15 protein-coding genes are annotated in these 13,518 nt (G+C 40.9%); 6 read left to right on the top strand and 9 right to left on the bottom strand.

Annotation, left to right across the window (positions count from 1 at the left end):
* Window positions 1-2,018, bottom strand: a 2,018-nt coding sequence (locus NTU69_02010; protein ID MCX5802302.1) for a GAF domain-containing protein, incomplete at its 3' end; no start/stop codon positions are given.
* A 128-nt stretch (window positions 2,019-2,146) separates the two neighbouring features.
* Here NTU69_02010 and NTU69_02005 point away from each other — a divergent pair.
* Window positions 2,147-2,422 carry a hypothetical protein gene (locus NTU69_02005; GenBank protein ID MCX5802301.1) on the top strand — a complete coding sequence of 92 codons (276 nt, stop codon included), beginning with the start codon at window positions 2,147-2,149 and terminating at the stop codon, window positions 2,420-2,422.
* 76 nt (window positions 2,423-2,498) lie between these two features.
* Here the strand turns inward: NTU69_02005 and NTU69_02000 are convergent, their stop codons facing one another.
* Entirely contained in the window at window positions 2,499-3,116 is a 618-nt protein-coding gene (locus NTU69_02000) for a site-2 protease family protein (protein ID MCX5802300.1), read from the bottom strand.
* Window positions 3,117-3,243: 127 nt separating this feature from the next.
* Here NTU69_02000 and NTU69_01995 point away from each other — a divergent pair, with 127 nt between their 5' ends.
* Genes NTU69_01995 through NTU69_01975 form a run of 5 tightly spaced genes read left to right on the top strand, consistent with a single transcriptional unit; the run spans window position 3,244 to window position 6,826 of the window.
* Window positions 3,244-3,624 (top strand): cytochrome c3 family protein, encoded by a 381-nt coding sequence (locus NTU69_01995; GenBank protein MCX5802299.1) that lies wholly within the window; start codon window positions 3,244-3,246, stop codon window positions 3,622-3,624.
* Window positions 3,605-4,918 (top strand): cytochrome c biogenesis protein ResB, encoded by a 1,314-nt coding sequence (locus NTU69_01990; GenBank protein ID MCX5802298.1) that lies wholly within the window; start codon window positions 3,605-3,607, stop codon window positions 4,916-4,918. The genes NTU69_01995 and NTU69_01990 overlap by 20 nt, the downstream gene beginning before the upstream one ends.
* 43 nt (window positions 4,919-4,961) lie before the next feature.
* Window positions 4,962-5,717, top strand: coding sequence for a c-type cytochrome biogenesis protein CcsB (gene ccsB / locus NTU69_01985; GenBank protein ID MCX5802297.1), 756 nt, complete (start codon window positions 4,962-4,964; stop codon window positions 5,715-5,717).
* The gene (locus NTU69_01980; protein MCX5802296.1) at window positions 5,714-6,535 is read left to right on the top strand and encodes a phosphoribosylformylglycinamidine synthase subunit PurQ; all 822 of its coding nucleotides are present in this window, start codon (window positions 5,714-5,716) and stop codon (window positions 6,533-6,535) included. Before ccsB ends, NTU69_01980 begins: the two co-directional genes overlap by 4 nt.
* Before the next feature lie 12 nt (window positions 6,536-6,547).
* Window positions 6,548-6,826, top strand: coding sequence for an integration host factor subunit beta (locus tag NTU69_01975; GenBank protein ID MCX5802295.1), 279 nt, complete (start codon window positions 6,548-6,550; stop codon window positions 6,824-6,826).
* Between the two features lie 2 nt (window positions 6,827-6,828).
* Here the strand turns inward: NTU69_01975 and NTU69_01970 are convergent, their stop codons facing one another.
* From NTU69_01970 to NTU69_01940, 7 genes are all read right to left on the bottom strand, one after another.
* Entirely contained in the window at window positions 6,829-7,863 is a 1,035-nt protein-coding gene (locus NTU69_01970; protein ID MCX5802294.1) for a histone deacetylase, read from the bottom strand.
* A gap of 130 nt (window positions 7,864-7,993) precedes the next feature.
* Window positions 7,994-8,785 (bottom strand): putative hydro-lyase, encoded by a 792-nt coding sequence (locus tag NTU69_01965; GenBank protein MCX5802293.1) that lies wholly within the window; start codon window positions 8,783-8,785, stop codon window positions 7,994-7,996.
* 37 nt (window positions 8,786-8,822) lie between these two features.
* Window positions 8,823-9,527, bottom strand: coding sequence for an ABC transporter ATP-binding protein (locus NTU69_01960; protein ID MCX5802292.1), 705 nt, complete (start codon window positions 9,525-9,527; stop codon window positions 8,823-8,825).
* Window positions 9,511-10,242 (bottom strand): ABC transporter ATP-binding protein, encoded by a 732-nt coding sequence (locus tag NTU69_01955; GenBank protein ID MCX5802291.1) that lies wholly within the window; start codon window positions 10,240-10,242, stop codon window positions 9,511-9,513. The genes NTU69_01960 and NTU69_01955 overlap by 17 nt, the downstream gene beginning before the upstream one ends.
* 2 nt (window positions 10,243-10,244) lie before the next feature.
* Window positions 10,245-11,243 (bottom strand): branched-chain amino acid ABC transporter permease, encoded by a 999-nt coding sequence (locus tag NTU69_01950; protein MCX5802290.1) that lies wholly within the window; start codon window positions 11,241-11,243, stop codon window positions 10,245-10,247.
* On the bottom strand, window positions 11,231-12,118 hold the full coding sequence (locus NTU69_01945) for a branched-chain amino acid ABC transporter permease (protein MCX5802289.1): 888 nt from the start codon (window positions 12,116-12,118) through the stop codon (window positions 11,231-11,233). The genes NTU69_01950 and NTU69_01945 overlap by 13 nt, the downstream gene beginning before the upstream one ends.
* Window positions 12,119-12,212: 94 nt before the next feature.
* Window positions 12,213-13,517: an ABC transporter substrate-binding protein gene (locus tag NTU69_01940; protein ID MCX5802288.1), complete on the bottom strand. Its 1,305-nt coding sequence runs from the start codon at window positions 13,515-13,517 to the stop codon at window positions 12,213-12,215.
* Window position 13,518 lies beyond the last annotated feature (1 nt).

Genomic DNA, 13,518 nt, shown 5'->3' with positions numbered 1-13,518 from the left:
AGACTTGTTCCGTAGTATTTGTTTGCCCCCTCAAGTCGGGATGCAAGATTCACACCATCCCCTATAACAGTATAATCCATCCTTTTCATACTACCGATATTCCCGGCTACAATTTCATCGGTATTTATTCCAACCCCGATATTAATAGGGCTCTTACCAATTTTCGCCCTCTCTCTATTAAAATCCCTCAATGCCCTTAACATATCTACTGCTGCCATAACAGCATGGTCTGCATCTTCACCGGTCATAAACGGTACCCCGAATACAGCCATGATAGCATCTCCAATATACTTATCCAGAATGCCCCCATAATTGAAAATAATGTCAACCATTATTGTAAAATACTCATTGAGCATACTCACCGTCTCCTGGGCGCCGACCCTTTCGGAAATAGCCGTAAAACTCCGTATGTCAGAAAAAAGTACCGTTGCAACTTGTGCCTGTCCACCCAGCATGGCATCGCCTGCCTCTAACAATTTTTCAGCTACCTCTTTGGTCATATAGCGGGCCATAGTACTTTTAAGACGTTTCTCTTTGGTTATATCCTCAAACACGAGCATTGATCCAATGGACTCGTTTTTAATATTGATGAGGGGAACCACCATTAAGTTTACCGAAACCTTTTTCCCATCAGAAATAAAAAATTCTGCATCCATTGCAAGGTAAGGTTTTCCTGTTTCAATAACACGATCAATATTCTCTATAATCCATACATTTTTACCTGAAAAATATTCATCTGCAGAAATACCTATAATGTTTTCCACGCTTGTATTCAATATCCTCAAAGAAGCGGAGTTGGATTTTACAATCCGTTTCTCGTCGTCCAGTGTTATAACGCCGTTACTCATACTTTCGAGGATGCTCTCATTATAGTTTTTCATGTTAAGCACATCATCAAAAAGCCTGGCATTTTCAATTGCTATTGATGCCTGAGCAGAAAAGGCACGGAGCCTGTTTTCATCTACCTTTGTGAAGGGCCCTCCCTTCTTATTTAGCACCTGGGTAACACCGATGGTCTTCCCCTCCTTGTTTTTTACAGGCATACAGAGAATGGTCTTCGTAATATATCCTGTTTTCTTATCAATCTCCGGGTTGAACCTTAAATCTTTATACGCTTCCGGTATGTTAATCGTTTCACCTGTCGTAAAAACTGTTCCCGCTATACCAAGATGGCTGGGAAACCTTATTGCCTTTATCTCCAGTCCCTGCCCAACCTGAGACCACAGCTCTTTTGTTTTTTCATCATATAAAAAGAGCGTGCTCCTGTCTGCATCGAGGATTTCCGTGGTTGTTTCCATTATTTTTGCAAGCAGAGGTTGTAGTTGTAACTCGGAGGAGATTGCCGTGGTAATTTCCAAAAGCTGTGACTCCTCCTCTTTTGCCTTCTGTACCTCATCAAAAAGCTGAGCGTTCTGCAAGGCCGCTGCGGCCTGTGATGTAATTGCCTCCAAGAGCGTCAGATCGTCCTCGCGGAAATCATCATCCTTTTTATTGAGCAACTGGACAACGCCGATTATTTCGTTGTTTCTTGTTTTTATGGGTGCACAGAGTATATTTTTCGTCCTGTAGCCCGTTTTTTTATCAACCTCTTTGTTAAATCTTGAGTCACCATAGGCATCATTTATAATAATTGGTTCACCACTTTTAAAGACAGCACCTGCAATACCCATATGGTTAGGAAATCTAATCTCGCTCTTTAACTCCCCCTTTACAATTCTCGAAAAAAGCTCCCCTGCTTTTTTGTCATTTAAAAATAGTGAACCGCGGTCAGTGTTTATTGCCTCAGTTGTAATTTCAATCATGCGGGTGAGCAGGGTATCGAGTTCTAAGGTATCTGAAACCTTTTTCGACACTTCCAGGAGCGCTGTGAGCTTCCCGAGCACATCTGCAACCTTAACCAGGAATTCTTCACGCTCAGCTGCGCTTAAGGCATTGAGGATAGTTTTAATGTCCGCCTGCTGGAGTCTGCGTTCCAAAAACTTGTTGACTATATCAAAGTCACTACCCATACTCTTCATTTTTAACCCTTTCCGCTCTTATTATAACCCACTTACACACGAAATTCTACCTTATATTCAACCTTGAAAATATGGTGGTTATCAATTAAAATATATGGTTTCTCAATAAGACGTAAGGGGGGCATTAAATGAAAAACATTGCTGTATATACTTTGGGGTTTCTGTTTTTAGCTTTATCTTTTTCTCCTACCCATAGCGCTGAAAAGGCCGAAGTTGATGCAAAAAACCTTTTTGAGAAAAAATGCAGTGGATGCCATAGTCTTGATAGGCCTAAATCAAAGAAAAAAACAATGAATGAATGGAAAACCACTGTAATGCGTATGATGAATGTTCGTGGTGCCCCTGGGACAGAGGAAGAAGCAAAAATTATCATAGATTATCTTGCTAAAAATTACGGCAAATAGATTTAAAATAAAATTTCAGCAGTCAGAAGTAGAATTGCCCCCAAAGCTTTTGTTCTGGATACTGGCCACTAAATTATTATGGCAGCAAAATTCCTATGAATGCTAAAATAATCCACTGAAAAAAGGCTATGAGGGGATTCAAAACACCAAGATAAAGCAAACCAATGATGATAAACATTCCATAGGGTTCAAGCCTCGCAAGGGAATATTGAAACCTTCTCGATGAAAAACCCATGAGTATTTTTGAACCATCCAGTGGTGGGATTGGGATCAGGTTAAAGGCTGCAAGCATGATATTAATCTGAGCCATATAATAGAGAATAGTTGATATAACCTCAGATGGGGATAAAAGACGAAGAAGAAAAAAGGAAAAAAAGGCTAAAATGATATTGGCCACAATCCCTGCAGAGGATACAAATATCAGCCCCTTACGTGTATCGTGCAGGTTGTTAAAATTTACAGGAACAGGTTTTGCCCAGCCAAATCCAAAGACCAATAGCATAAGGGTTCCAATAGGATCGAGATGTTTTATCGGATTAAGACTCAATCTGCCAAGCCACTTAGCAGTCGGGTCTCCCATTTTGTTTGCCACCCAGCCATGAGCTACTTCATGAATAATAATCGAGTATAAAAGCGGTATCGCCACAAGAATAAAAACCAAAGGATTTCTAAAAAGCAGATTGATAAGACCCATTTTTGAACCTTTTCAAGTATCACACAGGTAAAGACTCAATTTCAATGAAATTAAGCGAACGGTTTTAAACCCTTGACTTAATATATTTTTTTAAGATAACATGTCAAAAATTTTCCAGGGGGAGTGTATGAAACAAAAATCTCTCATACTTGTTGTTTTTTTTTCATTACTCCTTTCGCTCCTCTATGCTTTTAATCCCGCAGTTGCAGAAAAAAAACCTCCAGAGGTAATTTCTATTATACTCGAAGGGGCAAAGCTTCCACCTGTTGCCTTTTCACACACAACACATATTGAAAAGGCAAAGATAGACTGTACAGCCTGTCACCACAAAGATAAAGACCCGAAAGAACCTGAAAGTTGTTTAAAGTGCCATCTCTTGAGGGAAGCGAAGGATAATGAACCTGTGGCAAAGGATGCATTCCACAAGAAATGCCTGACCTGCCATAAGGATGTCCTGGCAAAAGGGATAAACGCTCCTACAAAGTGTAATGAATGCCATAAAAAATAATAGAGGGGATGGGAAATCCAGCCCTAAAAAACATCTAATCGACCATATCTATAAGTTTCTTACGTCCATAAGGTTTACAATATTTCTCCTCTCTTTCATCGCTATCGGCTCTCTCTTTGGAACTTTTATAAAACAAAAGGCTTCTGTAGAAGAATATCTCTCCATTTATTCTGAAAATACTTATAATATTATAAGATTACTTGGTCTGGATGATACATATCATTCCCCATGGTTTTTTACGTTAATTATACTTTTCGCAGCCAATTTAATCATCTGTACCCTTGGAAGATTTATCCGTTTTGTGAGGAGTGAGAGAGATGTGAAATTACCCGATGAAAATACGCTCACCAATATGGAGATGCATTTCCAGATACAAGGGAAAGATAGCGTAGAAGCAATCAAGAAACTAAAAAAAAGATACCACTCTATTCATGAAGAAGAGAAGGGGATAGTATTAGAAAAAGGTGCTCTGTCAAGGTATGGAGTCCTCACGATACATGCAAGCATTATCGTTATTCTCTTAGGGAGTTTTATTGGCTTAATATTCGGGTATAAAGGTTTTATGATGTTAAAGAAGGGGGAGGTAAGGGATCAGATAACCATAAGGGGTGATAATATAAAAGAACGGCCCCTTGGATTTGCCCTCAGATGCAAGGATTTCAAGGCAAGTTTTTATCCGGGTGGCGAACCAAAGGATTATGTGAGTACTGTGGAGGTAATTGAAAATGGTAATATTGTTTTAGAAAAGGATATAAGGGTAAACGACCCCCTCAATTATAAAGGCATACATGTATATCAGGCAAGTTATGGAAGCACGCCTTCATTCCTCTTCAACATTGGTGGGGAAAATGTCATTTTAAGAGAAAGGGATACATATAAGAAGAATGACCTCATTTTGATGGTTGCAAGATTCGAGGGTATGATCCACGATTTTGGTCCCGGGGTGCTCATCGCATATTTAGAGAAAGGTGAACCAAAAACTTTATGGTTTTTAAAAGATGTAGAGAGGCTAAGGGAAAAGGATATTCAGGGTACACATATCCGGCTCGAAGATATAAGGGATGAGTTATATACAGGCCTTGAGGTATCAAAAGACCCCGGTGTATGGATTGTCTGGATTGGGTTTGCCTTTATCCTCGTTGGGTTATACATGAACTTCTTTATTTATCATAGAAAGGTTTTCATCAGGAAGGCTTCAAATGGTATAATTGTTGCCGGGGTTGCCTCTAAAAACAGGGAAGCCTTAAAAGAAGAGTTCGAAAGGTTAAAAAAACATTATGGTAATCAATCATAAGGTCCTTGGCATTGTTACACTGCTTTATTTACTCCTCTTTTTCATGCACATCCTGTATTTTTCTCTTAAAAAGGAGAAGATTATAACCTTAATATGGGCTACCCTTTATATAACCCTTGGATTGCACACCTTCGGGCTGGTCTTAAGATGGATAGAATCTTACAAACTCAACATAGGGCATGCGCCTTTATCAAACTTTTATGAATCGCTTATCTTCTATGCATGGTGTGTGAGCTTTGTTCAAATAATAATGAAAAAAAGGTTGTCATTCCCCATAATCACGATGTTTGCCTCACTCATCGCCCTTTTCTTTATGGGTTATGCATCTATTTCCCCATCAATAGAACAGCATATACAACCACTGATCCCTGCCTTGCAGAGTAACTGGCTCCATATACATGTCATCACATGCTTTATTTCCTATGCCGCATTTGTAATATCCTTTATCTGTGGTCTTCTCTACCTGATTAAATGGAAAGGGGTCATACCCCCTGAAGAAACCCTTGAGGAGATAAATTACAGGAGCATCGTTGTTGGTTTTCCAAGCTTAAGCGCCGGTATATTGACAGGCGCTGTGTGGGCACATTATGCATGGGGCTCCTACTGGAGCTGGGATCCAAAAGAAACCTGGTCTTTGATAACATGGATAGTGTATGCCCTTTTTCTCCACGCAAGATTTGTAAAGGGGTGGAGGGGAAAAAGGATTGCCATGCTATCCATAATCGGTTTTTTAAGTGTTATCTTTACTTACCTTGGTGTGAATTTTATACTATCAGGGTTACATAGTTACGCGACATGAGAAAAAAGAGACCTAAAAGCTTGGTATTGTTCGGGAACGGAATAAACTGTGAATATGAAACCGCTTATGCACACCGCCTTGTCGGGTTTGATGTTGAACTTGTGCATATAAATTCACTCATGAAAAACACGAAGAGTATACACAACTATTCATTTATAAACCTTCCTGGTGGTTTCCTTGACGGCGATGACCTCGGCTCTGCAAAAGCCCAGGCTGTCAAATGGAAATACCAGAAAATGAATGATTCAAAGCAAAGATTCCTTGATGAATTAATAAAATTTGTCTCCCATGGCAAGATTATTCTCGGTATATGTAATGGATTCCAACTACTCGTGAAAACAGGATTGTTGCCAGGATTAAAGGATAGGCACAATAAGCAATCTGTTACCCTTACCTTCAATGACTCTGGAAGATTTGAAGATAGATGGGTATATTTAAAAACTAATAAATTTTCTCATTGCATCTTTACCAAGAATATGGATAAAATCTATCTTCCAGTAAGACATGGAGAGGGGAAACTTGTAGTTGATAGTATGGAGACACTTGAACATCTTAAAGAAGATGGCCACATTGTGATGCAATACGCGGATGAAAAGAGTAATACCAGTATTGAATATCCTTATAATCCTAACGGTTCAACCGACGCAATAGCTGGTTTGTGTGACCTTACCGGAAGGATATTTGGGCTTATGCCACATCCTGAGGCGTATGTCCATTACACCCAGCACCCACGGTGGACAAGGGAAAGTCTGGAAGAGGAAGGGGATGGGTTAAAAATATTTAGAAATGCATTCAAATATGTGATAGAAAATCAATAGGAGGTACTTTTCATGAACAAGATGGATATAATTAACAGGCTCGCAGAAGATACAAATTTAAACCAAAAGATCGCAAAAATAGCGGTCGATGCTATCATAGACACTATAAAGAAAGCCGTTATAATTAGCGAGAGGGTGGAGATAAGGGGCTTCGGGAGTTTTTCTATAAGAAAATATAAGTCATATACAGGAAGGAACCCAAAAACCGGTGAAGTAGTAAGCGTCGGGCCAAAAAAACTTCCTTACTTTAAGGTTGGTAAGGAATTAAAAGATATGATATGGAAAGAATAGGGTTAAAGCTTTCCCCAGTACGGGCTTAACACCTGCTTTACCTTGTTCACAATCCTTATAACTTCGCCTGAAGGAGTTGCCTTTTTATCCGGGATAAATATAGGTGTTCCTTTCATTTCCATTATTACAGCCTTTACCGAATTCGCAAGCCCGCTCAAGTCATATCCCCCTTCAAGGGCAAAAAGCGCCTTGCCATTACAATGTTTTTCTGCAATATCTAAAATTATCCTTGTCATCATGGCAAAACCACCTTCAGTCACAGCCATCCCGCCTAACGGATCATTATAGTAAGAATCGAAACCTGCTGACACCAGTATGATTTCCGGTTTATACAAATCAGAAAGGGGTACCAGAACTTCCCTGAATGCATACACGTGGTCATCATCCCCCATACCATAAGAAAAAGGGATATTTACAGTATATCCCTCTCCTTCCCCGTCTCCTACCTCTTCATACCATCCGGTGCCTGGATAATATGGATACTGGTGGGTCGAAAAATAAAGTATTTTAGAATCTCTATAGAAACTGTGCTGTGTCCCGTTCCCATGATGAAGGTCAAAATCCACAATAAGTATCCTGTTTAGATTATGGATTTTTTCAAGGTATCTTGCACCAATTGCAATGTTATTAAATATGCAGAACCCCATTGCCCTTGCCCTTTCAGCATGATGTCCCGGTGGTCTCACAAGGGCAAAGCCATTATTAATCTCAGAGGCAACTAACATATCTACAAGTTTGAGAACCCCGCCAACTGCCATACAGGATGCATCATATGACTTTTGAGATGTGACAGTATCGGGGTCAAGCCTTTTTTGAGCCTTATCTTTGGTCGCTGCTATGGAATCTATATAAGATAGTTCATGATTAAGGGCAATCTCATCATGTGTAGCCTTCCTCGGAGGTGCATATACTATTCCATCTTTATCTATACTATTAAGCATGGAATAAATGTGTCTTAACCTGTCCGGGTTTTCAGGATGATAATCGTCCGTAATATGTTCTAAGAATATCTCATCTCTCACAATACCAACGGTCATGGTCCCCTCCTCCCTGACAAGATATTCCCTTTTTTTATAAAAAAACGCATTATACCAGTTTCAATATTATTAAAACCAAAAACTGCTGTCAATAAAATTAATACACGGGGAATAATGACAATGAAAACAGTTACAATATGGCTAATTCCTCGTTTAGAAGGTCTGTAATAAACATATGACCTGGTGCATGGGTGATGCATAAGTCTACTTTTGCTTGCATTACAATAGCCTGCGGGGTTACACCACAAGCCCAGAAGACAGGAATTTCACCTTTTTTGATTGTGACCGGGTCACCAAAATCCGGTTTATTTAAGTCCTTGATACCAATAGCGGAAGGTTCACCGATATGGATAGGTGCTCCGTGAACAGATGCATACTGTGAGGTAACTTTGATAGCATGGATGACCTTGTCAGCAGGTAAAGGTCTCATTGACACAACCATAGGGCCCCGAAATATTCCAGAAGGTTTACAAGGAATGTTTGTAATATGCATAGGCACATTTCTTTCTTCTTCTAAATGGCGAACAGGGATTTTTGCCCTGATTAATGCTTCTTCAAAGGAAAAACTGCATCCAAGGAGAAATGTTACCAAGTCATCTCTCCATATTTCCATAATATTTTTCTGAACAGACATTAATTTCCCCTTCCTGTAAATATTGTATAAGGGAATGTCTGTTCTTATATCCGCATCAGGAGCCAGAAATGTTGTTCTATATTGGCCTGGCTCAAGCACTTCAAGCACAGGACAAGGTTTTGGATTTCTCTGGCAAAAAAGGAGAAAATCAAAGGCATATTTAGATGGCAGGATAACAAGGTTTGCCTGTGCATAACCCATAGCAAGCCCCGGTGTAGGCTTGTCCCATTTGCCCTTACGGATGAGTTTTCTGGTTTCTGACGGATGGAGATGATGAATCTTTTTCATAGTTGAATGTACCATAATACTTTTATCTTTCAACTTTTCACAATCCAAGAAATGCCTTTTTTATTTCTTCGGTATTGAGCAAATCCTTTCCGGTGCCTTCGTGAACAGTCCTTCCTGTTTGAAGCACATATCCCCTGTCACAAAGCTCAAGGGACTCAAAAACGTTCTGCTCTACAAGAAGGATTGTTTTCCCTATTTCCCTTAATTTTGAGACAGCTTCAAGCATTTCATCAACGAGTTTTGGCATAAGCCCCAGAGATGGTTCGTCAAGCATTAAAAGCTTTGGACTCGACATCAAACCTCTTCCGATTGCAAGCATCTGCTGTTCCCCACCGCTCAATGTTCCGCTGAGCTGCAAGCGTCTTTCTTTTAAACGAGGAAAAAGGCTGTATACGAAATCAAGGTTCTTTTTCGTCTCTTCTGTATTATTCAGAACATATGCGCCAATTTCAAGGTTCTCTTCCACTGTAAATGGTCCAAATATCAGACGTGCTTCAGGGATATATGTAATACCAAGCTTAACAATTGCGGGTGTTGATAGTCTTTGTATCTCTTTATTCTCAAATTGTATTGTCCCTCTCGCAGGATGAAGCGCTCCGACGATGGTTTTGAGAAGCGTTGATTTACCTGCACCATTTGAGCCCACAACAGTAACAAGTTCACCTTCTCTGACCTCAAGGGACACATTATGAATCACAGGGATACCGCTATAGCGAACCTCAATCTCAGTGACTTTTAGCATATTTTTCTCCCAGATATGCCTTTATTACATCATCATTCTTAACAATCTCACCCGGTAAACCTTCTGCAATCTTTTCACCGCTGTCGAGAACAATCACGCGCTGGGATACAGACATAACCATTTCCATGATATGTTCGATGAGAAAAAGCGTAATCTTCTTCTCTGTATTTAGCCTTCTTAAGAGCGCAACCATTTCTTCGCTCTCGGCATGATTAAGACCTGAGGCAACCTCGTCAAGCATTAGCATCTCAGGCTTTGTAGCCAGCGCCCTTGCAAGCCCCACTTTTTTCTGCATGGCTATGGGTAATTCATTTATATGGTATTCCTTTACTCCTTCCAGACCTAAAAAATCAAGCGTGCTGATGGCTTCTGTCTTTGCAACATGACGGTCATCTGTTCTGCAAAAGCTGCCTACCATAACGTTTTCAAGAACGGTCATTCCTGCTGTTACCTTCATAATTTGAAAGGTTCTGCCAATTCCATGGCGGCTGGTGTGAAAAGGGTTAAGTCCTGTTATATCTTTATTTTTAAATATTACTTTTCCGGAATCAGGTTTATAGTAACCTACAATGCAATTAAAAAGGGTTGTCTTCCCGGCGCCGTTTGGACCTATTAAGCCTATAATCTCTCCCTCTTCAATCCCGAAAGAGACATTATTGTTTGCAACGAGTCCACCAAAATCCTTCACAATATTGATTACTTCAAGAAATGCCAAATCTATTTACCCCTTTTTCTGAACTGCTCTATGATACCCCAGATGCCCCGGGGTTGATAAGCAGAAACCACCATGATGAGCATTGAATAAATCATGAAATCCACACCTATCAGACCCTTGTGTCCACCAAGCCAGCTACCGAGAAAACGGTCAAGTGGAACAAGAAAGGCTGCGCCTATGATTGGCCCCCAGAGTGATGCTGGTCCTCCAAGCATCGCCATAAGGGCAATCTTGATTGAAAGGTCTAAATCCATGACAGAGTAAGGGTCTATGTAAAGGTTATACACAGCCATAAATCCGCCACCCACAGCTACAAAGGCAGAGGCAATGGTATAGGCCTTAATCTTGCACCACCTGGCATCAATGCCCAGACTTTCAGCGGCGTCTTCATCATCCTTAATCATCCTTAACTGGTAACCGAGCTTTGATTTACGAAACCGGTTCATGTAAAAAATAGCAACATAAAAAAATGCCATGATGAAATAGTAATAATAGGTATCCGATTTAAACTGCATATACAGGAAATCCGGATGTTCACGTATGGGAAGCTCTATACCCTTTGCAGCGCCAACCAGTTTCCAGTTGATAAAAATGTCCTGTAGCACGAGGGATGTACATATAGTTGCAATAGCAAAATAGTGACCTTTAAGCCGGAAAAGGGGATACCCGATAATAAATGAATATCCAATAGCAATCAGTACCCCGAGTGGCATGGAAAACCAGAATGGGATTTTCCACCAGACCATCAAAAGGGCAACCGTATATGCTCCAATTCCCACATACTGTGCTTTACCGAGTTCTACCTGTCCGCCGTAGCCGCCTATCGTATTCCACCCCATGCCAAAAAGGGAAAATAGAAGAAACTGTATCATTACCGCTTTGACGAACGAGCCCGCGCCAAGCAAAGGAAAAATAAGAAGAAAAATTGTAAAGATTAAAAAACCAATTTTCTCAGCCTTTGAAAAATCTCTGAAATCAAGAGCGTCTTTTATTGTTTCCATCCAAACAATCCCTGGGGCCTGAATACAACAACGACAAAATATGCGAAATATACAAGCGTAAATTTAAAATGGGGGCCCAGAAATTCCGAGCCGATTAGTTGACCGAATACCGGGAATAACATTTCTATGATACCGACAAGGATACCTGCAAAAAATACCCCTTTAATACTCCCAAAACCACCCATCGCAACACAGGCAAAAGCAATCATTACAAAAAGGAGGCCTATAGTCGGGTATATGTAATAGAAGTTTGCAAGCAATCCTCCTGCAACGCCAACTGTTCCACCCCCAATAGCCCATGCAATTGCATTCATCTGGTCTGTTTTAATGCCCATGTAAGAGGCGGCTTCCCTATTGAGGGATGTTGCCTGTAGCGCCTTTCCCATTTTTGTTTTATGAAGGAAATAGTATACAAAGGCAAACGATATGAGGCTTAATATTGCTGCTGAAAGTTTTGTCCAGTCAAAGATGAAGGGTCCTATAGAGAGACTTTTTCCTATGAGCAGCCCCTTCTGGATAATACGGTAATCAATTCCGAACAGGAACTGAACAAGATACCTCAGGAAGAGCATCAAACCAAAAGTGCCACATAGCTGAGCTATAGCCGGTCCCCGTAAAAGATGCTTAATCAGCCCGTAATAGGTTGCCAGCCCGAGCAATATACCTACGAGAGCGGCCATGGGAATCGTTAAGAGCGGGTCTATATCAAAGATAAGGCTTGCCCAGTAAGTGGTGTACATACCAATCATCAGGAATTCACCGTGGGCAAAATTGACTATATTCATCACGCCAAAAATAATTGTAAGCCCAAGGGCAACCAGCGCAAAAAGTAGGCCCATCAGAATTCCCTGAAGCAACGCATCAATAACAAACATATCTTAGCCTGTCTTTATTAAAAAGGATTCTGGGTTCAGGGATTGGGTGTCAGGGCTAATAAACCCTGAACCCTATTCCCTGTAAACTTATCCTTTACTTCCACCCCGGGAATGGATAGATAAAGTTGGCCGTTGCAAGCTCAAAAGGATAAACAATCTCAAGGTCTATCTTCCCGTCTTTTGTTTTCTGGTACTGTCCAATTAAACCCCTGCCAAGGATGTTCTGACCTGTAGAATCAAATTTGACCCCTGCCCATGGCATTACGAGTTCATTTGCCGGGATATTAATCTCATTGCATGCCTTCTGAATTGCCTTTGGGTCGATGCTGCCAGCTTTGTTCAGAACATATGCCCATGTCTGGATACCGACAACAGACCTTGCTGTTGCGCCCGTTAGGTCATCGCCATATTTCTTTTTATAAAGCGCATTAACCTGACCAGCGACCTTTTTCACCTTTGTCAGCTTGGCGATAAAGACAGTTCTTGTTAATACTCCATTGGTATCGGCTCCTAATGTTTTTGCAAAGTCAGCCATCTCAAAGCCAGCATCCTGTCCCCAGAAAAACTTGGTCTGTGCCTTCATCCCTTTCAGTGTTCTGATCATGAGAAGGGAGTCAGACAGATAAGAAGCAAAAAGTATTGCACCCGGCTTGGTAGCAATAAGGGTCTTTGCTTCTGATGTCAAATCAGGGGAGTTGGCGTTGTAAAGTATTCCCTTGACAATATTGAAACCATACTCTTTTGCATAGCTCTCCAATGATTTTGCAACGCTTGAACCCCATTCGGTATTCTCGCAGGCGTATGTAAGGTTTTTAAGTTGGTCCTTTGGAACTGCCTTTACGCCTTTTACTTTGCCTTCTGTTAGCCCTTTAAGAAGCTCGAACAGGTCCTTGTTAAAGTATTCGTCGTGAGGTGTTGTACGCCAGAACCACTTAAAACCCCTCTTTGTGAGATCAGGCGATGTGGATGAATCATTAATCATGGGGATGCCATATCTTTCTGCCACTGCGCTTACGGTCTTTGTCACCGAGCTGTGGTAAGCGCCCATCAATCCCACAACCTTATCATCAAGAATAAGGCGTTTTGCTAAATCTGCGCCACGGTCAGGCTCTCCCCGGTGGTCAACAAATATCAATTTTATCTTTGCTCCACCGAGGTTCGGAATTCCTCCCCATTGTGCCATCGGGATATCTACGCCAGGGGTTTTATTGTTGATTATGTCTGCGGTCAATTCTGCGGCCTGCTGTAGATCCCTGCCGATTGTTGCAGCAGCGCCGGACAAGGGATAAAGAACACCAATCTTAATCTCTTTCTCGGCAGCATAGAGACTCGTGGTGATTAATAAAAAGGACAAAAACATCAGAAAAAACACCAAAAGCGACTTACTGTTTTTTAACATA

It is taken from the genome of Pseudomonadota bacterium (assembly GCA_026388215.1).
Lineage (GTDB): Bacteria > Desulfobacterota > Syntrophorhabdia > Syntrophorhabdales > Syntrophorhabdaceae > JAPLKF01.
Note: the sequence above shows the minus strand (reverse complement) of the source record. Positions and strands in the feature narration are given on the sequence as shown.

Excerpts from the sequence above, each read along its gene's own strand:
- NTU69_02005 (MCX5802301.1), top strand. The coding sequence starts at position 2,147 with ATGAAAAACATTGCTGTATATACTTTGGGGTTTCTGTTTTTAGCTTTA.
- NTU69_02000 (MCX5802300.1), bottom strand. The coding sequence starts at position 3,116 with ATGGGTCTTATCAATCTGCTTTTTAGAAATCCTTTGGTTTTTATTCTT.
- NTU69_01995 (MCX5802299.1), top strand. The coding sequence starts at position 3,244 with ATGAAACAAAAATCTCTCATACTTGTTGTTTTTTTTTCATTACTCCTT.
- NTU69_01990 (MCX5802298.1), top strand. The coding sequence starts at position 3,605 with ATGAATGCCATAAAAAATAATAGAGGGGATGGGAAATCCAGCCCTAAA.
- ccsB (MCX5802297.1), top strand. The coding sequence starts at position 4,962 with ATGCACATCCTGTATTTTTCTCTTAAAAAGGAGAAGATTATAACCTTA.
- NTU69_01980 (MCX5802296.1), top strand. The coding sequence starts at position 5,714 with ATGAGAAAAAAGAGACCTAAAAGCTTGGTATTGTTCGGGAACGGAATA.
- NTU69_01975 (MCX5802295.1), top strand. The coding sequence starts at position 6,548 with ATGAACAAGATGGATATAATTAACAGGCTCGCAGAAGATACAAATTTA.
- NTU69_01970 (MCX5802294.1), bottom strand. The coding sequence starts at position 7,863 with ATGACCGTTGGTATTGTGAGAGATGAGATATTCTTAGAACATATTACG.
- NTU69_01965 (MCX5802293.1), bottom strand. The coding sequence starts at position 8,785 with ATGAAAAAGATTCATCATCTCCATCCGTCAGAAACCAGAAAACTCATC.
- NTU69_01960 (MCX5802292.1), bottom strand. The coding sequence starts at position 9,527 with ATGCTAAAAGTCACTGAGATTGAGGTTCGCTATAGCGGTATCCCTGTG.
- NTU69_01950 (MCX5802290.1), bottom strand. The coding sequence starts at position 11,243 with ATGGAAACAATAAAAGACGCTCTTGATTTCAGAGATTTTTCAAAGGCT.
- NTU69_01945 (MCX5802289.1), bottom strand. The coding sequence starts at position 12,118 with ATGTTTGTTATTGATGCGTTGCTTCAGGGAATTCTGATGGGCCTACTT.
- NTU69_01940 (MCX5802288.1), bottom strand. The coding sequence starts at position 13,517 with ATGTTAAAAAACAGTAAGTCGCTTTTGGTGTTTTTTCTGATGTTTTTG.